The organism is Collimonas silvisoli, assembly GCF_018305005.1.
Classification (GTDB): domain Bacteria; phylum Pseudomonadota; class Gammaproteobacteria; order Burkholderiales; family Burkholderiaceae_D; genus Collimonas; species Collimonas silvisoli.
In genome coordinates this window covers 1-22,141 of the sequence record NZ_JAGQEG010000038.1, presented here as the reverse complement: position 1 = coordinate 22,141, position 22,141 = coordinate 1, and the positions used below count along the sequence as shown (strand labels likewise).

18 protein-coding genes are annotated in these 22,141 nt (G+C 54.1%); 7 read left to right on the top strand and 11 right to left on the bottom strand.

Translation table 11 applies throughout. The features are described 5' to 3' along the window. Positions 1–81 precede the first annotated feature (81 nt). A complete protein-coding gene (locus tag KHU33_RS12275; protein WP_211463239.1) occupies positions 82–2,343 on the top strand; it encodes a LamG-like jellyroll fold domain-containing protein in 2,262 nt (753 codons plus the stop codon). Between the two features lie 111 nt (positions 2,344–2,454). Beyond that, positions 2,455–3,048: a hypothetical protein gene (locus KHU33_RS12270; protein ID WP_211463198.1), complete on the top strand. Its 594-nt coding sequence runs from the start codon at positions 2,455–2,457 to the stop codon at positions 3,046–3,048. A 160-nt stretch (positions 3,049–3,208) separates the two neighbouring features. Here KHU33_RS12270 and KHU33_RS12265 read toward each other — a convergent pair whose 3' ends face one another. The 6 genes from KHU33_RS12265 to hfq form a co-directional block, all read right to left on the bottom strand. Beyond that, positions 3,209–3,601 carry an Hsp20/alpha crystallin family protein gene (locus KHU33_RS12265; protein WP_211463197.1) on the bottom strand — a complete coding sequence of 131 codons (393 nt, stop codon included), beginning with the start codon at positions 3,599–3,601 and terminating at the stop codon, positions 3,209–3,211. Between the two features lie 243 nt (positions 3,602–3,844). Next, on the bottom strand, positions 3,845–4,132 hold the full coding sequence (locus KHU33_RS12260) for a DUF1488 family protein (RefSeq protein WP_211463195.1): 288 nt from the start codon (positions 4,130–4,132) through the stop codon (positions 3,845–3,847). Positions 4,133–4,380: 248 nt separating this feature from the next. Then, positions 4,381–4,641 (bottom strand): hypothetical protein, encoded by a 261-nt coding sequence (locus tag KHU33_RS12255; RefSeq protein ID WP_211463193.1) that lies wholly within the window; start codon positions 4,639–4,641, stop codon positions 4,381–4,383. An 85-nt stretch (positions 4,642–4,726) separates the two neighbouring features. Beyond that, positions 4,727–6,652 (bottom strand): molecular chaperone DnaK, encoded by a 1,926-nt coding sequence (gene dnaK / locus KHU33_RS12250; protein WP_211463191.1) that lies wholly within the window; start codon positions 6,650–6,652, stop codon positions 4,727–4,729. A gap of 106 nt (positions 6,653–6,758) precedes the next feature. Then, entirely contained in the window at positions 6,759–7,400 is a 642-nt protein-coding gene (gene grpE / locus KHU33_RS12245; RefSeq protein ID WP_211463189.1) for a nucleotide exchange factor GrpE, read from the bottom strand. A gap of 115 nt (positions 7,401–7,515) precedes the next feature. Next, on the bottom strand, positions 7,516–7,758 hold the full coding sequence (gene hfq / locus KHU33_RS12240) for an RNA chaperone Hfq (protein ID WP_211463187.1): 243 nt from the start codon (positions 7,756–7,758) through the stop codon (positions 7,516–7,518). Positions 7,759–8,259: 501 nt separating this feature from the next. On the opposite strand from hfq, the gene KHU33_RS12235 reads away from it, so the two are divergent. After that, the gene (locus KHU33_RS12235; protein ID WP_230414214.1) at positions 8,260–10,050 is read left to right on the top strand and encodes a phospholipase D-like domain-containing protein; all 1,791 of its coding nucleotides are present in this window, start codon (positions 8,260–8,262) and stop codon (positions 10,048–10,050) included. A 72-nt stretch (positions 10,051–10,122) separates the two neighbouring features. On the opposite strand, the gene KHU33_RS12230 is transcribed toward KHU33_RS12235, so the two are convergent. Further along, a complete protein-coding gene (locus KHU33_RS12230) occupies positions 10,123–11,250 on the bottom strand; it encodes a hypothetical protein (protein WP_211463185.1) in 1,128 nt (375 codons plus the stop codon). Positions 11,251–11,590: 340 nt separating this feature from the next. On the opposite strand from KHU33_RS12230, the gene KHU33_RS12225 reads away from it, so the two are divergent. The 3 genes from KHU33_RS12225 (at position 11,591) to KHU33_RS12215 (ending at position 16,808) form a co-directional block, all read left to right on the top strand. Next, positions 11,591–12,778: an efflux RND transporter periplasmic adaptor subunit gene (locus KHU33_RS12225; RefSeq protein ID WP_211463183.1), complete on the top strand. Its 1,188-nt coding sequence runs from the start codon at positions 11,591–11,593 to the stop codon at positions 12,776–12,778. A gap of 4 nt (positions 12,779–12,782) precedes the next feature. Continuing rightward, positions 12,783–15,866, top strand: a complete 3,084-nt coding sequence (locus KHU33_RS12220) for an efflux RND transporter permease subunit (RefSeq protein WP_211463181.1) — start codon at positions 12,783–12,785, stop codon at positions 15,864–15,866. Between the two features lie 462 nt (positions 15,867–16,328). Further along, complete coding sequence (locus KHU33_RS12215; RefSeq protein ID WP_211463179.1) at positions 16,329–16,808, top strand: GNAT family N-acetyltransferase; 480 nt, start codon at positions 16,329–16,331, stop codon at positions 16,806–16,808. A 24-nt stretch (positions 16,809–16,832) separates the two neighbouring features. Here KHU33_RS12215 and KHU33_RS12210 read toward each other — a convergent pair whose 3' ends face one another. Both KHU33_RS12210 and KHU33_RS12205 read right to left on the bottom strand, forming a co-directional pair. Beyond that, positions 16,833–17,612 carry an SDR family NAD(P)-dependent oxidoreductase gene (locus tag KHU33_RS12210; protein ID WP_211463177.1) on the bottom strand — a complete coding sequence of 260 codons (780 nt, stop codon included), beginning with the start codon at positions 17,610–17,612 and terminating at the stop codon, positions 16,833–16,835. 119 nt (positions 17,613–17,731) lie between these two features. Then, positions 17,732–17,983 carry a helix-turn-helix domain-containing protein gene (locus tag KHU33_RS12205; protein WP_211463175.1) on the bottom strand — a complete coding sequence of 84 codons (252 nt, stop codon included), beginning with the start codon at positions 17,981–17,983 and terminating at the stop codon, positions 17,732–17,734. A gap of 113 nt (positions 17,984–18,096) precedes the next feature. On the opposite strand from KHU33_RS12205, the gene KHU33_RS12200 reads away from it, so the two are divergent. Then, positions 18,097–18,552: a hypothetical protein gene (locus KHU33_RS12200; RefSeq protein ID WP_211463173.1), complete on the top strand. Its 456-nt coding sequence runs from the start codon at positions 18,097–18,099 to the stop codon at positions 18,550–18,552. 231 nt (positions 18,553–18,783) lie between these two features. Here KHU33_RS12200 and KHU33_RS12195 read toward each other — a convergent pair whose 3' ends face one another. Both KHU33_RS12195 and KHU33_RS12190 read right to left on the bottom strand, forming a co-directional pair. After that, entirely contained in the window at positions 18,784–19,008 is a 225-nt protein-coding gene (locus KHU33_RS12195) for a hypothetical protein (RefSeq protein WP_211463171.1), read from the bottom strand. Continuing rightward, a complete protein-coding gene (locus KHU33_RS12190) occupies positions 19,005–22,010 on the bottom strand; it encodes a hemagglutinin repeat-containing protein (RefSeq protein WP_407928278.1) in 3,006 nt (1,001 codons plus the stop codon). The genes KHU33_RS12195 and KHU33_RS12190 overlap by 4 nt, the downstream gene beginning before the upstream one ends. Positions 22,011–22,141 lie beyond the last annotated feature (131 nt).

Below are 22,141 nucleotides of genomic sequence, written 5' to 3'. Positions count from 1 at the left end.
GTGATCGATGCCAATCACAAATCGTCGCAGACACTTGTCGATACAAGCGATGCATCCAGTGGCGAACAGCACGCCAACGGCATGTCGCGCCGTCATTTCATTTCCAGCCTTGGCGCCTTGTTGCTGGCGGGCTGTGGCGACGGGGGCGGTACACTCATAACCAGCAGCGGCGGCTCGTCTGCCACGGCTGTCGTGCCGATGCCAGCAATGACGTCCGTAACGGCAGCGCATAACCTCCCTGCCACTTCCAACCAGACGCCGGCTACACCTGCGCCACCAGAAGCAGCGCCGGCTACACCGGAAGCGACGCCAGCTCCTGTCAGCAATGCATTTATTCATCCAGGCCTGCTGCATACCCAGGCCGATTTTGACCGGATGAGCCAAAAGGTGAAGGCGAAAGCGTCGCCGTGGATCAACGGCTGGAACGTCCTGATCACTAACAGCCACGCCAGCTTGGGTTACAGGCCTCGTCCGCAAACGATGATTTATCGCGGGAACGATCACGTACATGCGCAGAACTACTCTATTCTGTATAAGGACATCGCCGCCGCCTATGCCTGCGCACTGCGGTGGAAAATTTCGGGTGACACCGCCTATGCCGATAAGGCCGTGACTATCTTGAACGCCTGGTCGTCGACGCTGACAGGAATAGGCGGCGATACGAATGGCGATCTGGTCGCCGGCCTCCAGGGCTACCAGTTCGCCAATGCGGCCGAAATCATGCGCTCTTATAGCGGTTGGGCTGCTGCCGATCTTGCCAGTTTTCAGAACATGATGCGGACAGTCTTTTACCCGATCAATCATGATTTCCTGATCCGTCACAACAATACCGAAGTTACCCACTACTGGGCTAATTGGGACTTGTGCAATATGGCCTCGATCATGGCTATCGGCGTGTTATGCGATGACCGTGCCATGTTTAACGAAGCCGTCGATTACTTCAAGCACGGGGCCGGCAACGGCGCCGTTTCGCAAGCCGTCTACTACATGCATCCAGGTTATCTGGGGCAGTGGCAAGAAACCGGCCGCGACCAGGGACACAACACGCTCGGCATCGCATTGATGGGACCGATTTGCGAAATGGCATGGAATCAGGGAGTAGACCTGTATGGCTATGACAATAACCGTTTTCTTGCCGGCGCCGAATACGTCGCCAAAGCCAATCTGATTGAATCAGGCAATACGTTTTATACAGTACCTTATGTCACTTACAACAATATCGACAGAGTCAATCAAACCGCCTTGTCGACGATTGCACAAGGCACCGTGCGGCCGGCGTGGGCTTTGGTTTATAACCATTACGTCAACCGTAAAGGATTGGCCGCGCCGTATTCCCGGAAATTCGCAGCGCTGATCCAGCCGGAAGGCGGCGGCGGCAACTATGGACCTAACAGCGGCGGCTACGATCAATTGGGCTATGGCACGCTAACCTGCACGCGCGACCCGATTGCAAGCGGCGCGGCGCCAAGCGGCCTGACCGCGATCGCGAATCCGGGGCAAGTGATCCTGTCGTGGTGGGGCAGCGCGTATGCAAGCAGTTACGACGTCAAGCGCGGCACGACTGCCGGTGGACCTTATACAACCGTCGCGACTGGCATCACCGATCTGCTGACCTATACCGACAGTGGCCTGGCCGCCGGCACCTATTACTATGTCGTCACCGCTGTAACGCCATCCGGACTCACTTCAGCATCGAACGAGGCGACTGCGATTACGGCTGTGCAATTGCAGACCTATCTGGCGTTCGATGACGGCAGCGGCACTACGGCCGCCGATTCCAGCGGTAAGGGTCACACCGGAACGCTGACCAACGGAGCGACTTGGGGAATAGGCAAAAAAGGCAGTGCAGTGTCACTTAACGGCAGCAACGGTTACGTCAGTCTGCCGGCCGACATTGTGGCCGATGTTTCGGATATCACGATCGCGGCCTGGGTCTATTGGAATGCATCGCAAAAATGGGCGCGGGTGTTTGATTTCGGCACCGGCACCGGCCACTACATGATGTTAGCGACACGCAATAACAGTGGATTTCCACGCTTTGCCATGACGGTCAATGGCAGTAGCGGCGAGCAAGGGATCGACAGCAATACCGCAATGCCGATCGGGCAATGGGCGCATGTCGCTATCACCCTGTCGGGCAATGTCGGGACCTTGTACGTGAACGGCAGCGCAGTTGGCGCCAATACCGCGATGGTGCTTGCACCGTTCCACCTGGGCAGTACCAGCCAGAACTGGATCGGGAGGTCACAGTACGCCAGTGATCCGTACTTCGACGGCTTGATAGATGAATTCCGCATTTATCGAGGAGCTTTGAGCGCAGCACAGATCGCCGCGTTGATGTGACGTTCTGACTGTCGACATGCATCGCGCCAGCACATGTCGGCAGTCCGCCCTTTACCGGCAATCTGCCCGTAGAAAGTATCTGCGGCAATGCCACGATAATTGTCAGGAGATATGTTTCAGATATCAATATTCAAAAAGATCGCGACATATCTATTAGCGTTTCTATTGTTGTCACATGCAACGGCAGTCTTTTGCGATGACCGGTTTTATGTCATTTGGCGAGATATTGGATTGCCTGATGCGGTACGCCTGGTCAGCCAATATTCGGGGAAGAAGATTCGCCTGGCTCAGGAAGTACAGGGAACAATTAGTCTTGCTTCAACCGATCCACTTTCACCTGATGAAGTTTTCACGCTTTTCCAGAAATCGCTGCAGGAACGCGGTCTGCTCCTGGTGCCCGGCGACGGCAATGCATATCAGGTTAGCGCCGCCAGATCGGAGACCGCAAAGCGTCGATATGTCGGGGCGGTATTTGCTTTCGAACAGCGCGCGCAGGTAATCGTTTCACGGCTCCGCGCCGCGGGCGGCGAGGCGGAAGTGCTGGCGTCCGACGATCCGGCGGAGCAAGGTTTTTCTGTCGTGCTGCTGTACCGTGATAGCACGGAAGGCTATCAAGCAATGATTTCCGCCGTAGAGCGGGCAGGATTGAATAATCTGATTTCCACGCCGACGCTGCCTGCTGCATCCCCGGTTCAGGAGAAATAATTTTTCGTCGACGCCTTTGCGATTTCAGCTGACATGATGCCTGCATTAGCTCAGCACTCAACAGTGCTGCAGCGTCAAATTTTATGGCGGCTGGCAATCCGTGAAGAACCCCAAAAAAGCCGTACGCTCCTTCCCCGTACGGCCTTTTCTGAAACGCGGTTTACCGAACCGTTAATCGCCTAGCGTGTGTTGTTTCTGTTTTCGGCAGGGTTAGCGTCAGGATGCCATTTTCAAGTTTCGCTTGCGCATTGACGTCATTGACTGGAACCGGCAGTGTAAAACTGCGCGCGAATTTACTGGTGGTGCGCTCAGCATAGATAATATTTTTCCCTTCTTTTTTTGTCGATTCATGCTTTGACTCGGCCTCAATCAACACCCGTCGATCGTCGACGGTTACCTTGACATCTTCTTTTGAGACTCCCGGCAACTCCGCCTCCACTTCAAACGTTTTTTCAGTTTCAACTACGTTCAGTCGTGGACTGACAAGCCCATCTTCGCCTTGCCTTGAAAAAGAAGAATATGGCATGAGCGGCGTTAAGAAGTCTTCAAACATATTTTCAATCAGCCGTCCGAACTGGTCGTCCAGCGATCCAGAACGGTATCTCGAAAGAGGTGAGCTATCACGCCTGACGATATTCAGTGTGCCCTCCTTTCATTTCTCTCGTCGATAAGGGAGCGGCGCTCCCGGTACTCAATATATAAGAAATTTAATATGGAATTTCAAGATTGAGGGACAGAAAAATGCGCTTATCTTGAGAGTGAAAAGCCACATTCCAAGACATGCTTTACGACAATTTCAATTATTAATCAGCTCGGTCTTTTCATTGAAATCGTTAGCCGATAGTGCTACATCGCTACGAAATCCTGTGGTTTTCAGCTTACGGATAAGCGCCCGTTGAATCTCAATCCGGTGCCCCCTGTAAGTAGCGAGACGATCTTCCGGCTGGGGGCCTGCATGAAATTTTTTATCCAGGCATTCCTTGGTGACATTGCATCTGGCAAGCTTGTCATCGACGACAATTGGAACAATAACGTTGTCTGAATTTGGATCGTAGGTTACCGCGTTAAGAAAGGAAATTTGCATTTCTTCACTCCTGAAAAATGTGTAGTAAAACCATCAATTTTCATATCTGCATCGAACACGGGAAAACCCGTATTCTGCGTAGAAATCACCGCCGGTTGCGATGGGAGTAAAAAGATTAAGGCAAACTTCGCATTTTTTCAATACCCGCTTTGACAAGGCAGCAATGGCTAAAATTCCCCAAGGGAATTCAGGTCTTGATCAACGAATGCAAAAGCAATCTTGCCACTCAAGGCGAATGAGGTAGAACGTCAGTCAAACTCACCTTCGACCAGATCCACCGAGAAAGCTATGATCCACGATGCTCCGAAACCTGCCGGGTATGTTCGCGCCACCTGGTTCGACGATCGCTCGACATATGCCTGGCGTTGAATACACCCGCCTCCTACCACTGGATATAACTCTTCGACATAGACGAGGAATTGAACAGTTTCCAAGCCATGTTCAGCGCACACCGCTGCAAAATCATCCTGTTCGTTCCGCGGCAACTCGGCAAGTGTTTTGGTACTCACAGCAACGATACTCCACGAACATCTGTCCGCCAGCTTGCTCCACGTCGCGTTCTGGCTGGCGCTTCTTGCAAAAAGTAGAGATGTGTTATTTCTTCACTTCTTTAAAGTCAGCGTCCACTACGTCATCGTCTTGCCGTTGATGCGCATCGCTCGACGCCGCGTTGCCAGCCCCGGCAGCTTCTTGCGACTGACTATTTGCGTACATCTTCTCGCCGAGTTTTTGCGCCGAACTTGAAAGCGCGGCGATTTTCTCATCGATGCTCGACTTGTCATTACCCTTCAACGCCTCTTCCAGTTCCTTGATGGCGGTTTCGATGCCTGTCTTTTCGCCGGCCTCCAGCTTGTCGCCATATTCAAGCAAGGACTTGCGCGTAGCATGCACTAGCGCATCGCCATGATTGCGGCTCTCGGTCAGCGCTTTCACGCGCATGTCTTCGTCCGCATGGGCGGCGGCGTCGCGCACCATCTTCTGGATCTCCGCTTCGGTCAGACCGGAGTTTGCCTTGATGGTGATCTTGTTTTCCTTGCCGGTGGCCTTGTCCTTCGCGCTTACATGCAAAATGCCGTTGGCGTCGATGTCGAAGGTCACTTCTATCTGCGGCATGCCGCGCGGTGACGGCGGAATGCCTTCAAGATTGAATTCGCCCAGCAGCTTGTTGCCGGCCACTATCTCGCGCTCCCCCTGATATATCTTGATCGTTACCGCCGGCTGGTTGTCGTCGGCAGTGGAAAACACTTGGCTGAATTTGGTCGGAATCGTAGTGTTCTTTTGAATCATCTTGCTCATCACGCCGCCCAGCGTTTCGATGCCTAGCGACAGCGGGGTCACATCCATCAGCAGCAAATCGGTGCGTTCGCCGGATAGCACCGATCCCTGGATCGCGGCGCCGACGGCGACGGCCTCATCTGGATTGACGTCTTTACGCGGCTCGCGGCCGAAGATCTCCTTGACCGTCTCCTGTACTTTCGGCATGCGGGTCATGCCGCCGACCAGAATGACGTCGTCTATCTTGCTAAGATCGACGTCTGCATCCTTGAGCGCGATACGGCAAGGCTCGATGGTTTTTTGAATCAGCTCCTCCACCAGCGATTCCAGCTTTGCGCGCGTGATCTTCAAATTCATATGCAACGGAGCGCCATTTGCCATGGCAATGTACGGCTCATTGATTTCCGTTTGCTGGGTCGACGACAGCTCGATCTTGGCGCGTTCAGCCGCGCTCTTGATGCGCTGCAGTGCAATCGCATCCTTGCTCAAATCGATACCGTTGATTTTCTTGAACTCGTCGATGATGTAATCGATGATGCGCTGATCGAAATCTTCGCCGCCGAGAAAGGTGTCGCCATTGGTGGACAATACTTCGAACTGCTTCTCGCCTTCGACATCGGCAATTTCGATGATTGAAATATCGAACGTGCCGCCGCCCAGATCGTACACGGCGATTTTGCGATCGGCCTTGCCGGATTTATCCAGGCCGAACGCCAGCGCGGCCGCGGTCGGCTCATTGATGATGCGTTTCACATCCAGGCCGGCGATACGTCCCGCATCCTTGGTCGCCTGGCGCTGAGAGTCATTGAAATACGCCGGGACCGTGATCACTGCCTCGGTCACCTCAGCGCCGAGGTAGTCTTCAGCCGTTTTTTTCATCTTGCGCAAGACTTCCGCGGAAATTTGCGGCGGCGCCAGTTTTGTGCCGCGCACCTCAATCCACGCATCGCCGTTGTCTGCCTTGATGATCTGATACGGCATCAGATGAATGTCCTTCTGCACTTCCTTTTCTTCGAACTTACGACCGATAAGCCGCTTGACGGCATACAGGGTGTTCTTTGGATTGGTGATGGCTTGCCTCTTGGCCGGCGCGCCGACCAGAATCTCGCCGTCATCCTGATAACCGACTATGGAGGGAGTGGTGCGCGCTCCTTCCGAATTCTCCAAAACCTTGGATTGGCCACTTTCCATAATCGCAACGCAGGAATTCGTGGTGCCGAGATCGATACCAATCATCTTGCTCATAGCCAACTCCTTCGCGAATCATTCCGGCACCGAAAATTTGGCGGGCTTGAATCAACGGGGTTAAATCAACGTGCTTAAGTCAAATATATTAACTGGCGACCGCTTTTCAAGCCTTGCCGCTGCTTGGTTTTTCTTTCGCCACCGTCACCAATGCAGGACGCAATAGCCGGTCGGAAATCATGTATCCCTTTTGCAGCACAGTGACGATAGTATTGGCATTCTGATCGGCTGGGATCATTGAAATCGCCTCATGCTTGGCTGGGTCGAGCGTCTCGCCGGGCATAGGATTAATTTCCGTCAATTTGTTTTGTTCAAAGGCTGAATTGAGTTGCTTCAATGTGATCTCGACGCCTTCCATCAAGGATTCAACGGATGGCGTTTCTATCTTTAGCGCGGTTTCCAGGCTGTCCTTGACGGGCGTCAAGCTTTTGGCGAAACCTTCAATGGCATATTTGTGGGCGCGCGCAATCTCTTCCTGCACGCGGCGGCGCACATTTTCCAATTCGGCTCTGGCGCGCAGATAGTCATTCTGCAACTCGGCGAGTTTTGCCTCTGACATGGCAAGCTTCTCCTCAACACCGGGTTCAGCCGGCGTTGAGACAGGCTCAGAGACAGGCGCCTCTTTATCCGGCGCTGGCGGTTGGTTTTCTGAGGCGCCCGCTTGCAACGGTGGCGTTGTTGATTCGCGATCAAGAGCTTCGGATGCGCCCTCTTGTTTTTTCTCTTGACGATTTTCCTGATTTTGCATGGAACATTCTCCTTTGTCCCCCAGGTGTTGTCAGGAACGAGAACGGTTGCGCGTAAGGCAAATACCGGCAATCAAGATCAGCAGCAGATCAGCCGCAAGCAATTCCTACCAAAGGTTAAAGGTTATTTTTTTCTACGTCATCAGCCCACTTGATGTCGCGGGAAGGAACCACCGTTGAGATCGCATGCTTGTATACCAACTGGATATTTGTGCTGCGAAGCATGACGACATACTGGTCGAACGATTCGATATGGCCTTGCAGCTTGATGCCGTTGACCAGAAACATCGACACTGGAACGCGCTCCTTGCGCAAAGTATTTAGAAATAGGTCTTGTAACATTTGTCCCTTGTTGTTCACGGCAGTTCTCGATATTTATGGAGACTACTAGTGTACCCCAGTAGGAAATTTCAGCAACGTTCTCGTTCTCTAGAGCCAAGGTATGGAGCTTAGCTGACATGATGCCTGCCATATCCCGCATCAATCACCAGCTCATTGCCGCTGACAAAGCGGCTGGCGTCCGATACCAGATACAAGATCGCCGCGACATCGGTGACCTAACCACTGCTGCCCAACATTGCAGCTCGGCCCTGTCGCTCAATATCCGGGGCAGATCACTGCGCTCACGCATGGCTAGCCGCACCATATCAGGGTTAATCAATTTTCAATCCCTTAAGTCATGGCTGCGTAATATTTCCTCGCTAATATTTTTGCAATTCCCCGTCAGCCGGGCTGGGCGCATCACGCAGAAGCGCATTCTGTAGCAGATATTGCGCTTCAAGTATCAGCGCATCGAGCCATTAGGTGCTTAACTGAATTTGGAGAATAGCAATGACGTCTGTCACCGCCCAATCGCTGTTGTTGTCCGTCACCGCCCACGTCGGGGATTGCAAAACCTTGTTGGCGTTTAACTTGCTCCAGTCCAAAAGCGCCCAGAATCTGGCGGGTTTCACGATCCACTGTCAGCCAAAAGGCCAGGCGCCATACTACCTGTACAACACGCTCCAGTTTGAAACTCCAGGCGCGCATGCCCAGGTTGCCGGCGAGCCGGCCAATTCAACGGCTAATGCACCCATACACAAATTCCGCTGGCTGCATGTGCCGGGCTCGGTTCACCAGGGAACAAACCCGTTTTTCGGAGAATACACCTATACGATCTTCCCAAGATACTTTGACAGCAAGCAGTCGCTTATTGCACTTGATACGACGCTTGGCGTAGCGGTCAGCGTCTATGTAGGGTCGTTTGCAAAGAATAAATTCAAGCTCGGTTTTACGCGCGGCTACACGCAGTCCCAGGCGTTTACTCACCATTTCGGCATCGATGCGCCGATCCGGCCCAAGACCGGCGAGTTGCTGTTTGATACGGCACAGGTGTCAGGGACGAATGCCGCCGGAGCACAGTACACCTTTGCCGATGAGTATGCCTGGCTTGGGCTGACGGCCCGAGCCAGGATTTTTGAGTTGCTGAACGAAGTGTTGCAGGACACCTCGCAATATCTCGACGTCTTCGCTTATGACCTTAACGAACCGGATATATGCAAGATCCTGCTGGCGCTGGCAAGCCAGGGCCGGGTGCGGATCATCCTGGATAATGCATCTCTGCATCACTCTGCGGCAAAGCCGACGCCAGAGGATGAATTCGAGGCCCAGTTCAGAGTCGTCGCCAAGAGCCCCGCCGATATCTTGCGTGGTCATTTCAAGCGTTTCGCCCATGACAAGGTGTTCGTTTCGTTCAAGCCGGAAAGCGCGCTGAAGGTGCTGACCGGATCAACCAATTTTTCTGTCACTGGCCTTTATGTCAACTCGAACCATGTGCTGGTCTTCGATGATCCCAGCGTAGCCGCAGAATACGGCAAACTATTCGAGGCCGTATGGCAAGGCGGGATTCAGCTCAAGCCTTATCTGCAATCGCCATTTACCTCTGCCACCTTTTCGATCCCTCAGGGCACATCGCCCCAAACCGATATCACGTTCGCGCCTCACACGGCGCAATTCGCAAGTAAAATTCTTGACGATGTTGCAACCCGCATTCAGCAGGAAGGAAAGAAATCGACCAAGGAGGCCAGCGTATTGTTCGCCGTCATGGAGATCGACAATGGCACCAGCCCGGTCTATACGGCGCTGAAAAATTTGCACGCCGATGACAATATCTTCAGCTATGGGATTTCGGATAGTAGCAGTGGCATTTCCTTGTATGCGCCAGGGAAGAAAACCGGCGTGCTGGTGACCGGAAAGCCAGGAAAATCGGTTCTCCCTCCACCGTTTGACCAAGTCCGGTCGATCGGCGGCATTGGACACCAGATTCATCACAAATTTGTCGTGTGCGATTTCAACGGCGACGATCCTGTTGTTTATTGCGGCTCATCCAACCTTGCCTTGGGCGGCGAGCAGGCGAACGGGGATAACCTGCTGGCGATTTATGACGGAGATGTTGCAACGGTGTTCGCGATCGAGGCAGTGGGGCTGGTGGATCATTTCCAGTTTCTCAATCGGATGGCGAGCGCACCATCGCCATTGAAAGGCAAAGTGCCTGCGTCGAAACAGCAGGCTGCGCTTGCCGCTGGCTGGTTTTTATCTACCACTGACGGCTGGGCCAAGCCTTATTTCAATCCCAGCGATTTCCATTGCACTGATCGCTTGTTGTTTGCCTGAGATTTTCCTGAAACTCGATCTGGCATTGAAGTGAGCAGCAATCCCAGATCGATGATCGACATTACGGTGTGATCAAGGTGTAATAAACGCAATGCCGTGCGGATCCTGAAGCGCCGACGCCACGCCTATGCCGGCAACCACCGGCGTCAGATGACCAGTAGTTTTATCCAGCTGCATGACTTGACCTTGGCCGGCGCTATACGCATCCCCTTGTTTAAACGGCGCGTCTACGCGATAGGTCGTATTTGACGCATCGGTAAACAGCATGAACGTATTGCCGTTGGTTCCGGCAGCGGGAACGAAGCGGGTGTCGTCGACCGGTTCAGTCGGACCATCCTTGTCGTTATACAGTGTCAAAGACAATACGCTGACAGTTTGCGCCGGTCCTGGATTGCTGATGAAAACCAGTTTTCCGTCGCTCTGGCTGTCCAGCACAAGATTGCCCGATGGGTCGGTCTCCATCGAATCCGGATCGGAGAGTAGTAATGGCACCAGCTTACCGTAATTGGGATTGGTGGCGCCGCCAACCGATGGCGTAATGTCAGTTGCCTGGGCGTTACCTGCCAGCACCGGAGCTACGTCAAACGTGCTGCCGTTTGGATTCAGGGTAAGTGCAACCACGGTTGGCGCCGGCGTGCCCGCGGTGGCAGGGGCGGAGGCGCTCACGTAGACCACGCCGTTGATAAGCTGCATGTCGTCGAAACCGCCGCCATGCGCGGTCGGATTGACAGTTGCAGAATACGTCTTCTGTGCCCCGGACGCCAGATCAATAATGGTTAGCAGCGGGTTTCCGTCTTCGTTTGCCAAAACCCATAGAGCATTCGTGTCCTTACGCCCTAACAAGCCATCAACATGCCCCGGAGCCGTATACGTCTTGATCGGGTTGCCCTTCAAATCATATTGAACGATAGCGTTGCTAATGCCCGGAACCGATCCATCCTTGACCTCGCCTGCATTTTGATAAGCAATGTATACACTGCCGCCAAATTGGATAATGGAATCCGGCTTGCTAGTGGTAGTGGGAGCTTTGGCAAATACAGAAAGCGAGTAACCGCTTGCGGTTGCGGTATTTGCCACCGGCGGCTGAGCCGACGTGGTTGCCGGCGCCAGCGAATTATCTCCGCTGCTGCCGCCGCAGGCCGCCAGCGACAAGCTGGCTGCAATGATAAGAACGGAGTTTATTTGCAAGATCTTCATCATGTTTTGATTTTCCGATAACAATCGAGAGTTTGCGGTTTTCCTATCCCGGGGACTATGCGCTGCGACTCTGTCGCAACGTTTATGCGGCCCCGTTAGTACGCAGAAATATCGGCTTGTTTTGTGACTGGATCATTACAATGAATGCTTGCGTGCAGCCGCGCAGCAACAGACGCAAGAGGCTAAGTTATTGCTAAGTATTGACTGATAGATTCGCAATCGCGCAGAGTTGTGCATGTGTACCCGGGTTGAGAATATTTCCTTTCGTACAAATGTATTTGATGCCGCTTTGACTCTGTTCGCGCTGGATACGCGCCCATCTTCTAGATCAAAAAGATAAAGCATGAAATCGGCAAAATCATGGTGGCTGGCCGGCGTAGCAGCCGCAGTAGCAGCTTTATACATCGCCGGCACCCAATTGGGCTTGTTTGGCCAGAGCGGCAAGAAAACCGCTGACGCGGAAAAAGCAGTGCCGGTCAAAGTTGTGCTGGCAGAGCGCAAAAACGTGCGTAGTTATCTGGACAGCGCGGCCACGGTCCAGGCGCTGAATACCGTTGTAGTGCATGCGCGGGTTGATGCTCAAATCAACAAGGTGCTGTTCCAGGAAGGCACGAAAGTCAAACGTGGGGAGATTCTGATCGAACTCGATCGGCAGCCTTTTGAAGTCCAACTGCGCGCCGCCCAGGCCCAGAAGCAAAAAGACAGCGCCCAATTCGCCAACACCAAACATGATTTGGAGCGCTACGAATTTCTGGCGCAGCGCGATTCCGGCACCACGCAAATTCTCGACACCACACGCGCCTTGCTCGAACAACAGCGCGCCACCCTCAGCGGCGATCAAGCACAAATCGACATGGCTCAGCTACAACTGGGCTACACCACGATCCGCACCCCTATCGATGGACGTCTGGGCGCCAGGCTGGTGGACGCCGGCAATCTGGTGCACGCTAACGATACCAACGGATTGGTGGTGGTTAGCCAGATTCAGCCGATTGCCGTGGTCTTCTCGCTGCCTCAGGTGTTGTTGCCAGTTCTGCGCCAGCAGCAGGAGCGCCAGGCCTTACACGTCATGGCCTTGGCGGAAGACGGCAAAAATGTGCTGGACGAAGGCGAACTTACTCTTATCGAGAGCCAGATCGACGCCGCTACCGGCACCATCCGCTGCAAGGCGATCTTCAAGAATGCACGGGAAAATCTGTGGCCAGGAGCGTTCACAGCGGTGCGTGTAGTGTTGAACGAACTGCCGGATGCAGTATCGGTTCCCTCCACGGCTATCCAGACCGGAGCGCAACATCCTTTTGTGTATGTGGTGACGTCTAAAAATGTGGCTGAACCAAGAGAGGTGACGGCCGGCCCGGTATCGGATAATCGCACTGTCATTCTTGCCGGACTCGCTGGCGGCGAACGGATCGTCGTGGAGGGACAGTTCCAGCTTCAGGCTGGCGCGCGAGTCGAGGTCAAGGATTCTGTGACGACGGCGTCGTCAGCCAAGCCCGAGATAAATACCGCACTTCACGCTCATCTGGACTGAGATCTTGAACCTTTCCGCATGGTTTATCCGGCGCCCGGTAGCGACATTCTTGCTGATGCTGGGGCTGATGTTCATTGGCGTCGCCAGTTATACGCAATTGCCGATTGCCGGCGTTCCTCAAGTCGATATCCCGACCATTTCGGTGAATGCCGATTTGCCCGGCGCCAGTGCGGAAACCGTCGCGTCTTCAATTACTTCTCCGCTAGAGCGAGCGCTGGCGATCCTGCCCGGCGTCACCTCCTTGACTTCGACCAGTTCGCTCGGTGCCAGCTCGATCAGCGTGCAGTTCGATCTGGCACGCGGCGTCGATGCAGCAGCGCTGGACGTGCAAAGCGCCATTAATGCAGCGCTGGGCGATCTGCCCAAGAATCTGCCGCACCCGCCGACCTTCGAGAAAAAGAATCCGTCGGATGCCTTGCTGATGACGATTGCCGTCTATGCCGACAACATGCCGATCGGTCAGGTCGACGACTATGTCGAGAATTTTCTGACGCCTGAAATTGCGCGCGTGCGCGGCGTAGGCGCGATCGATTATCACGGCCGCCAGAAACCCGCGGTGCGGATTCAAATGGATCCGAACCGGGTGGCGACGATGGGGCTGACGATGGAAGACGTGCGGCAGCGGATTGTCGAAGCGACTGCCAATAGTCCGAAGGGGACCTTGAGCGGAACCCGGCAGTCAATCACGCTAGACACCAACGATCAGCTCAGCGAAGCGGCGCAATATGGCGCCGTTGCATTGGCGTCGCGCAACGGTGCAACGGTCAAAGTGCGGGATGCGGGCGTGGTCGTTACCAGCGTGGAAGATGTCAAGCAGAGCGCCTGGCTAGGCCAGCATCAAGCGGTATTGATCGATGTGCACAAGCAGATCGGATTCAACGTTAACGCCACCGTTGCCAAAATCAAAGAGGTGTTGCCCACGCTTGAGCGCAATCTCCCGCCTTCGTTGCACCTGGTGCTGTTGGGTGATCGTACCCAGACCATACGCTCATCCGTCAGCGACGTGCAATTCACGCTTATCCTGACTTGCCTGCTGGTGGTGTTCGTCGTCTACCTTTTCCTCGGCAGCGTGCGCGCAACCCTGATTCCCGCAATCGTCATTCCGCTGTCGCTGTTCGGCACTATGGCGGCCATGTATGGATTAGGCTACACGCTGGACAACGTTTCTCTGATGGCGCTCACCATTTCCATCGGCTTTGTGGTGGACGACGCAATCGTGATGCTGGAAAATATTCTGCGGCATGTAGAAGAGGGCATGGATCCCCAGGAAGCAGCGTTCAGGGGATCGCGTGAAATCGGCTTCACGATTTTTTCAATGACGATTTCCCTGGTGGCGGTATTCATACCGCTGCTGTTCATGGGCGGCGTCGTCGGCCGACTGTTCCGTGAATTTGCCGACACCGCCGCGATTGCCATCCTGATTTCCGGCGTGGTGTCGCTGACCCTGACGCCGGTATTGTGCGCCCGCTTCCTGAGCGTTCAAAGTGTCCACCGCGGATGGTTCCACCAGCGTTGCGAGAGCACGCTCGAACGCATGCGCCAGGGTTATGCTCGCGGCTTGCGGCTAGTGCTGCGACATCAGCGGATAACACTAGGCGTGATGCTGGCGACGCTGGTGGTGACGCTTGGCATCTACGTTTACATTCCCAAGGGGTTTTTCCCGCAGCAGGATAACGGCTTGATCGCCGGCGTTACAGAAGCGTCGCCCGATATTTCATATTCTGCGATGCTGCGCCAGATGCAATCGCTGGCGAACGTGGTCAGGCAAGATCAAGATATCCAGAACGTTTATTTCTGGATCGAAGGCGATCCATCGCTCAATGTGGGCCGCTTGCTGATCGATCTGAAGCCGTTTGAACAGCGCCGCGCCTCAGTATACGAAGTCATCGATCGCATCAATAAGCGGGTCAAGAATATTCCGGAAATCACGCTGCATATGCAAGCCCGCCAGGATTTGCAGATTGGCGCGCGCGTCAGCAAGACGCAATTCCAGTACACGCTGCGCGACGCCAACCTGGCCGAACTGCAGCTATGGACGCCGCGCATGCTGGCGGCGCTGCGAACCATTCCCCAGATTCGCGATGTCGAAGGAGATACCGAACCCACCGCGCCGCGTTTGCAAATTGCTCTTGATAGAGAGGCGATGGCGCGCCTGGGTGTCAGCACGCAAGCGGTGGACGACACCTTATATGACGCATTCGGCCAGCGCCAGGTGGCGAGTTTTTATACCCAGGTCCATGTCTACCGGGTGATCCTGGAAGTCGCCCCGCGCTTCCAGCTCGACGAAAGCGCGCTAGCGCGCATTTACGTGCCGTCGAAGAGCGGCGTGCCGGTGCTCCTGAGCGCTATCAGCAAGTTCGAACATTCAGCGGCGCCGCTGACGGTCAATCATGATGGCCAGTTTCCAGCGGCAACCTTGTCGTTCAACCTGGCTCCAGGACAAGCGCTTGGCGACGCCATCGACGCCATCAATGCGAAAGAGCGCTCGATTGCCAAGCCGGCAGGCCTGACCTCGATTTTTGCAGGCAGCGCGCAAGCTTTTCAAGAGTCGCTGGCAAATCAACCCTTCCTGATTTTGGCGGCATTGCTGGCAATCTTCATCGTTCTCGGCATGCTGTACGAAAGCGTTATCCATCCGATTACGATCATGTCGACCCTGCCTTCGGCCGGGATCGGCGGTTTGCTGGCCCTGATACTGCTGCACTACGACTTCTCTCTGGTGGCGCTGATCGGCGTCATGCTGCTGATCGGCATCGTTAAAAAGAATGGGATCATGATGGTTGACGTCGCCATCGTCGAAGAAGCCGGCGGCCTTGCGCCGGAAGAGGCGATCTATCGCGCCTGCCTGTTGCGCTTCAGGCCGATAATGATGACCACCATGGTGGCGCTGCTGGGCGCATTACCGCTGGCTCTGGGTACGGGCGCGGGATCGGAGCTGCGGCGGCCGCTGGGCATCGCCATGGTTGGCGGACTGCTGCTATCTCAAGTGCTGACCTTGTACACCACACCCGTCGTCTATTTATACATGGACAGGCTGGTGCAACGACTGCGTCGCAAGCGCACCGAGACGCCGCCTGAAGCAATTTGACAATTGTCTGGATTGCCGTCTAATTTCTTCAGCGTGGTCAGTGCCCAGGGCTGTACAAAGGTGCGAAGCATCGCACCTGTCGTCAATACCGGTTCTATCGCATTTCATCGCAAGCTAGGATCTACGCTGCTTCCCGGTCCGGTGAAATCGATGGCATCCCTGTGGCTCTTAACTCTGCTGGCGAAGGACAACATCGCGCCCTGTCCCATAAATCGCTGTAGTTCAGCGCAGCCAATATACTGCGGCTACCTGCCATACGTGCCTCGTACAATGTCGAGAACCATTGATCATTGAGAAATTCTTCAAACGGCCTGCCTCGACTTCGCACATCATTAGCCTCTTTGTGTCAAAGTACGTCGGGTAAGATGAGAGTTTTATTCCCTCATCCTCCGTTTCAGCTACGGAGAACTGTACGACTCATGCGTCAAATAAAAACTGCTTAATTAATGGAAAGGCTAATCGATGACTGCACACATTATCCGCACCCTTGAATCTTTGGATTACGAGTTCGTCTCTTCTGCAGTCGATGACTGGTGGGGCGGTCGTCCTGTTCGAGCATTAGTTCATCGCATATTTTTCGAACATTTAAACGCAACCAGTTTCGCCATAGGCCCATCGGACGCTGTCCAAGCATTTCTGATCGGCTTTGTATCGCAGTCTGATCCCAAAGTCGCATACATCCACTTCGTGGGCGTAAGTCCTGCTGTACGTGCCAGCGGCTTCGCCCGCATGCTCTACGAACATTTCTTCAAGGTGGTCAGCGCCCAGGGCTGCACAGAGGTGCGCAGCATCACATCTGTGGTCAATACCGGTTCTATCGCATTTCATCGCAAACTGGGATTTAGGCTTCTTCCCGGATCCGGTGAAATCGATGGCATCCCGGTGGCTCTTAATTATGCCGGCGAAGGACAACATCGCGTTCTATTCCATAAATCGCTGTAATTCAGCGCAGTCAACATACGGCGGCTACCTGCCATACCCGGCATCAATCACCAGCTCGTTGCCGCTGACAAAGCGGCTGGCGTCCGACACCAGATACAAGATCGCCGCCGCGACATCGGTGGCCGAACCGCTGCGGCCCAACATTTGCAGCTCGGCCCTGTCGCTCAATACCTGCGGCAGATCACCGCGCTCACGCATGGCTACCGCCAGCGCCGGCGGGCGCACCAGACTAGGGTGGATGGAATTGACGCGAACGTTGCGTGCGGCGTAACGCATGGCATTCAGGTTGGCCATGCGCAGTGCGGTTTTGGCGACATGATCGGCCGCCTCCTGGCGCTCATCATCCATATTGCACAGCGACAGCACATTGACGATGGAACCGCCGCCGGCCCGCTCCATGGCGGCCAGCACATGCTTGCTGCACAGGATGCTGCCTTTGACGTTGAGCTGCATCGCCCTCTCCCATTGCCTTAGCGGCAGCCCCTGCGCGGACGGATTGTCGGCATCGACGCCGGCGCTGTTGACCAGAATATCGATGCGGCCGAAATGCGCCTCGACAGCGGCGATCACTCTCTGCACCGCGTTGCCGTCGCTAACATCGAGTCGCCAGAATTTTGCTTTGGCTTGCCCGTCGTTGAGCAACCCGGTGATGATGCGCCCTTCTCTTTCCAGCCCATCCAGAATCGCCAACCGCGCACCGGCGGCGGAAAGCGCGCAGGCGATCTGCAGCGCCATGCCGCGTGCCGCACCGGTGATCAGCGCGACCTTGTTCTTGAGGGGGAAGTAGGTTGAAAGTTGGCTCATTTTGTTTTCCTTTTGATCTTCTGTGCAATTAATTGCGGACGGTTGTCTCAAAGAGAGGTCTTAAATAGATGAGTAGTAACTGATGTGAACGCGAGAATTAGTACGGCGGAATTAATCAATCATGGCCGGGTCTTCTTCTTTGTCGGCAGGCCGTCCTGTGGATTGGGATAAATCACAGGATTCAAAATATGTGGTGTGTAAGTGAACCCGGTTTCTTTGGCTAGCCAGATGGTTCGCTCGGCGGGTAGTTTTGTCCGCCACTTCGTGACGGCCCATGAGGTTTTCAATCCTGCACGTTTAGCGACCGCTTTGTCGCCGCCAAGATGATCGATTGCTTCGGAAACCGGGTTAGAGATGGGGGGTTGTGCCATTTGATGTAGGTTCAAAGTAGAGTATTTGAACTGATATTACTACTTTAAGTAGTTTTTGACAACTACTTAAAATTGCGGTGACACAACTATAAGTTTTGCCTATTCTGCTACCTATGGTAGACAGCAAAGAATCCAAAGGTATGCCGGGCAAATATCCGGGTTTCGCCAGCCGCGTTCAAGCAGCTATGAAAGACCACGCCATTACGGTGGCTGACATAAAAACCAAATTATCGATCAGTTATGAAATGGCACGCCGCTATACACATGGTCAGGCGATGCCGCGCCAAGACAAAATTGTGTTGCTAGCTGAACTTCTGAAGTCATCACCCGCAAAGTTGCAGTTCGGCGAGAGCGAAATGGCGGCTGAACGAAAAAGCAATGCCAATAAATTTGCGCTGCCGCAAGGGATGGGCGACAAAGCAATGATTGATGTAAGCGACCTAACTAAGCTAATTGACCTATTTGCTAAATCAACTCCCCGAGGCCGCTCATCTATTCTTGATATGGCATCTCGTGTCGAAAAGATTGTTGTTAGACGTAAGAATGCGATGAAAGACAAGCCTCGATGAGATCATCACTCCGTGTATTCACTAAACACCCGGTTACAAAACATGTGAGTTCAACTCCGTTAATGCGTAGAACAACTTCTTCTTCCACATCGTCGCTTAAACGCTTTATCTGCGCTGTGTAATTCATGGTATTGGACTTATTAATTTATCGAGACTGCCGTTATTTAGCGTCTTCTAAAAGCTGTTTCCGCTTTCAGTATGGATAGTCTCGACACATCGACAGCATGTACCCTATTTCTGCATTTTTTTTTCTATTTCTAAAAATTTATCCGCTAATACATCTGTTCGCTTTGGAAATAAACGAATGAAAATTTTTTCATACCAAGGAAGTACGAACTGTTTGTCATAGTTAGCCCAAGCAGCCTTTGACGATGGAATAACAACTTCTAAGATATATCTGCCATTTTCATCTTCGTATAAGCTATAAGTCCAATCTACTTGACGAATGACTTTCATTTTCCGCTCCCACTAACTGGAGATGGATTTACAGATTTGACCGGAACCGAGTTAATGGTGATTTCCGGTGCACTTCCAGGCGTATATCCACCGCGCATAAATTGAGAATTTGCTCCACCCTCTAATCCGGAAGGGAGACGTGGATTGAATTGTAATGGATTGGGAATGTCGATTCTTACTAGCGGACCGTTCCAATATTGAGGTTCAATACCGAGTTGCTGTTTAATCAATGTGTTATTTCCTTGTGTTTCGGCAAGCAATTTATTTATATATTGGTTTGTTGAAACAAACAATCCATCTGGTCGCCCAACATTCGCATATTTTCCAAAACTTTCCGCCGGCGCTAATAAAGACGCGCCCCCCTGGAATTGTCCAAAATGTTCAGCTATATCTACGATACTGCCATCGCGATAAAAATTACCTTCAACTCTTGCACCATTTACGAAAGAAACTGTTTTACCTATAGCCATTGCGCTACCCGAAGCAGCAAACTGCTCGGTCGCCAAGTATTTGGCCCCGTTGATCGCCGCGACGGTTAGATCAAAAGCCCCTAGCGCCATCAGCGCCCATTGCTCGGGATAGACACCTTCTAGCCCCTGCGCCCTGCTCCTCGCATAATGAAATACCTGATCAACGGCCAGCCAATCCGGATTCTTGGAACAATCCGATGGAGCCTGGCAGATTTTTGTTTCAATAGCATCCAGCTGATTCGCCAATTTTTCGGCTGGTGTACCCGAAATCTCTTTCAGCGCATCCTTGACGTTAGCTAGTTCTTTGTTACGACGATCATCTTCCGCTTGCAAATTACCGAGCTGTTTACACGCGTCATCACTTTTACTTACAAAACAACCATACGAAAGTTCCTTCTCTTTCTGTTTCTCTTTTTTTGATAACCAGTTGTTCGTCACCGCATTCGCGGCAATACTCGCACCTACATTGGCATCGAGCGCCGAGCCACCCGTTGCCCCAGCCACCAGTGCGCCCACTGCCGTCGATAAGGCAATCACCGTATTGATCTGATTGGTGTCTAATTTTTCAGGATGGAAGGTGCCATCGGCATCATAGGCAGTCGGATACAACTCACGAGTCAGCACCTGTGCGGCAAGTTCGCCTGATGCGCCTGCACCGGCCCCGGCTGCGGCGCTGCTGCCATTGGCGGCGGCGAGAATAGCACCCAGTACGGCGTGAGTGAGGACCTGCGCCGTCTGGTTTTCATGGCCGGGTTGCGCGAAATAATCCCCTATCGCGTTGGCCACATACGGCGCGCTGGCATTAGCCGCAAGCTGACCAGCCCCTTGACCGGCAACACCGCCGACTAAGATCCCTGTCACGACTTTCAAGGCGCGACTATTGCTGCCCGTCGGTCCCCAGCTATCCGCTGTTGCCTTTGCATCGTTGTACGCCAGTTGTGCGTTGTTGCGGTTTTCGGTGGCGAGATTGAGCGCTTGCTGGGCATCCGCCTTTTGCTGTTCCGTGCTGTCTTTATTGTCCAGAACGGCTTGCGCATTTCCTATGTCGGCATCGGCGCTTTTGACCTTTGCATCCGCTTGCTGGGCTTGCTTGTTCGCTGCCTGACCTAAATCGTTGCCGATCTGCGCGCTGGTAGCAATCACGGTGTTGGCGGCGGCTGCCATGGCCTGCTGATTGTTCATGACATTCTTCAGGTCAGGCAAGGGCGCGATGGCGGTATGGGCCGTCGCCAGATCGGTGTGCGCGCCCAAGCCGGCCGCACTTGTCATGCGCTGGCCGCCAATCGTGATGTTGCCGTCGGTGAGGGTGCCGTAAGTGGTAGAGCTGGCACTGCCGCTCTCCAACAATGGAATGCCGGGAGTGACGTTCGGATTGCTGGCGCCGGTGCTGGTTTGCGCTGGCGCCTCGCCTTTGCTATTGCCGTTGCTGCTACCACCGCTCACGCCACCCGACATACTCACCGTGTCTGCCGAGTAATCCATCTTATTGGTGAGATTCTCAAACGTGATGGACTTGGCCGTCAGATCGGACTTGCCAGCATTGCTGCTGGCAATCGCACCGCCCTTCAAGGCCACCGTATCGGCCGTAACGTGATAACCGCCATTGCCGGCAAACAGGCCTGACTGCTGATTGACAGCGTTGCTGCTGCCGTTGGCCGTCGATTGCCCCACGTTGCCCGAGGCCTCCCACGCCGTGCCGAAGGAGATCTGTACCCGCCCGCCCACACTGCTTTGTTCGTTGTGCTGGACGCTGGTATCTTGCACCGATTCAATCGCCAACTTGCCGCCGACATCGGCATTGATCGTATCGGCTTTGACAGTCGCGCCCTTCAACGTCGTGTCGCCTTGGGATTTTAAGGTGACGGTGTCGCCGCTCAACTGCGTGTTGCTGTTGGTCGTGGCGCTATTGTTGTAATTGCCATTGCCGACGTTGGCACTGACATAGGCATAGAAACCCGTTTTCGCACCGACCTCATACCCCACGCCCACTTCGACACCCGCGCTATGATTGCTGCCGCTGCTCGTCGCGGTGCTCTGCCCGGCATCGAGCAGGATGTTGCGGGCCGAATCCAGTGTCAAGGTTTTACCTGGCACATCCCCAGCGGCGATATGCGCGCCGGTGGCGTGGATATCGCCTGCGGTGCTGGTCAGGCTGACGTTGCCGCCCCCCTGGACACTGCTGCCCTGGGCCTGGTTATAACTGCTGCGATCCTGGCTATTGGCGCTGGCAAAGCCGACACCGACTTCGGCTTTCAGCAATTCACCGCTCCCGGCCCCGCCTGCAACGGCATTGGCGGCGCTGGCAATTTGATACCCGTTCGCTGCCGCTGCCAGTCCTTGCATGGCTTGCAGGCGGCCATCCGATTTCTTCGCATTCTCCAGATTGTTGCCAAGATCGATCAGCGGCGAACTGACTCTGGCAAACGCGCCTATTTTCAGATCAGCACTGCTCTGATCGCTACTGCCTGTGTTGGCGGCAGTATTGATATCGATGGATTTGGCGACGATGTTGATATCGTTCTTGGCCAGCACATTGCTCGCCGTCTGGGTGTATTTGTCGCCCGCGCTGAGGCTGACATTGCCTTGCAGGCTGCCGACATTGCTGGCGACCTGGGTGATAGCGGTATCGTTCGCGTGGTTCTTCTCTGAATGGTAGCCGGCAA

Excerpts from the sequence above, each read along its gene's own strand:
- KHU33_RS12265 (WP_211463197.1), bottom strand. The coding sequence starts at position 3,601 with ATGTTTGAAGACTTCTTAACGCCGCTCATGCCATATTCTTCTTTTTCA.
- KHU33_RS12270 (WP_211463198.1), top strand. The coding sequence starts at position 2,455 with ATGTTTCAGATATCAATATTCAAAAAGATCGCGACATATCTATTAGCG.
- KHU33_RS12215 (WP_211463179.1), top strand. The coding sequence starts at position 16,329 with ATGACTGCACACATTATCCGCACCCTTGAATCTTTGGATTACGAGTTC.
- KHU33_RS12205 (WP_211463175.1), bottom strand. The coding sequence starts at position 17,983 with ATGGCACAACCCCCCATCTCTAACCCGGTTTCCGAAGCAATCGATCAT.
- KHU33_RS12195 (WP_211463171.1), bottom strand. The coding sequence starts at position 19,008 with ATGAAAGTCATTCGTCAAGTAGATTGGACTTATAGCTTATACGAAGAT.
- KHU33_RS12210 (WP_211463177.1), bottom strand. The coding sequence starts at position 17,612 with ATGAGCCAACTTTCAACCTACTTCCCCCTCAAGAACAAGGTCGCGCTG.
- KHU33_RS12200 (WP_211463173.1), top strand. The coding sequence starts at position 18,097 with ATGGTAGACAGCAAAGAATCCAAAGGTATGCCGGGCAAATATCCGGGT.
- dnaK (WP_211463191.1), bottom strand. The coding sequence starts at position 6,652 with ATGAGCAAGATGATTGGTATCGATCTCGGCACCACGAATTCCTGCGTT.
- grpE (WP_211463189.1), bottom strand. The coding sequence starts at position 7,400 with ATGCAAAATCAGGAAAATCGTCAAGAGAAAAAACAAGAGGGCGCATCC.
- KHU33_RS12260 (WP_211463195.1), bottom strand. The coding sequence starts at position 4,132 with ATGCAAATTTCCTTTCTTAACGCGGTAACCTACGATCCAAATTCAGAC.
- KHU33_RS12275 (WP_211463239.1), top strand. The coding sequence starts at position 82 with ATGTCGCGCCGTCATTTCATTTCCAGCCTTGGCGCCTTGTTGCTGGCG.
- KHU33_RS12225 (WP_211463183.1), top strand. The coding sequence starts at position 11,591 with ATGAAATCGGCAAAATCATGGTGGCTGGCCGGCGTAGCAGCCGCAGTA.
- KHU33_RS12230 (WP_211463185.1), bottom strand. The coding sequence starts at position 11,250 with ATGATGAAGATCTTGCAAATAAACTCCGTTCTTATCATTGCAGCCAGC.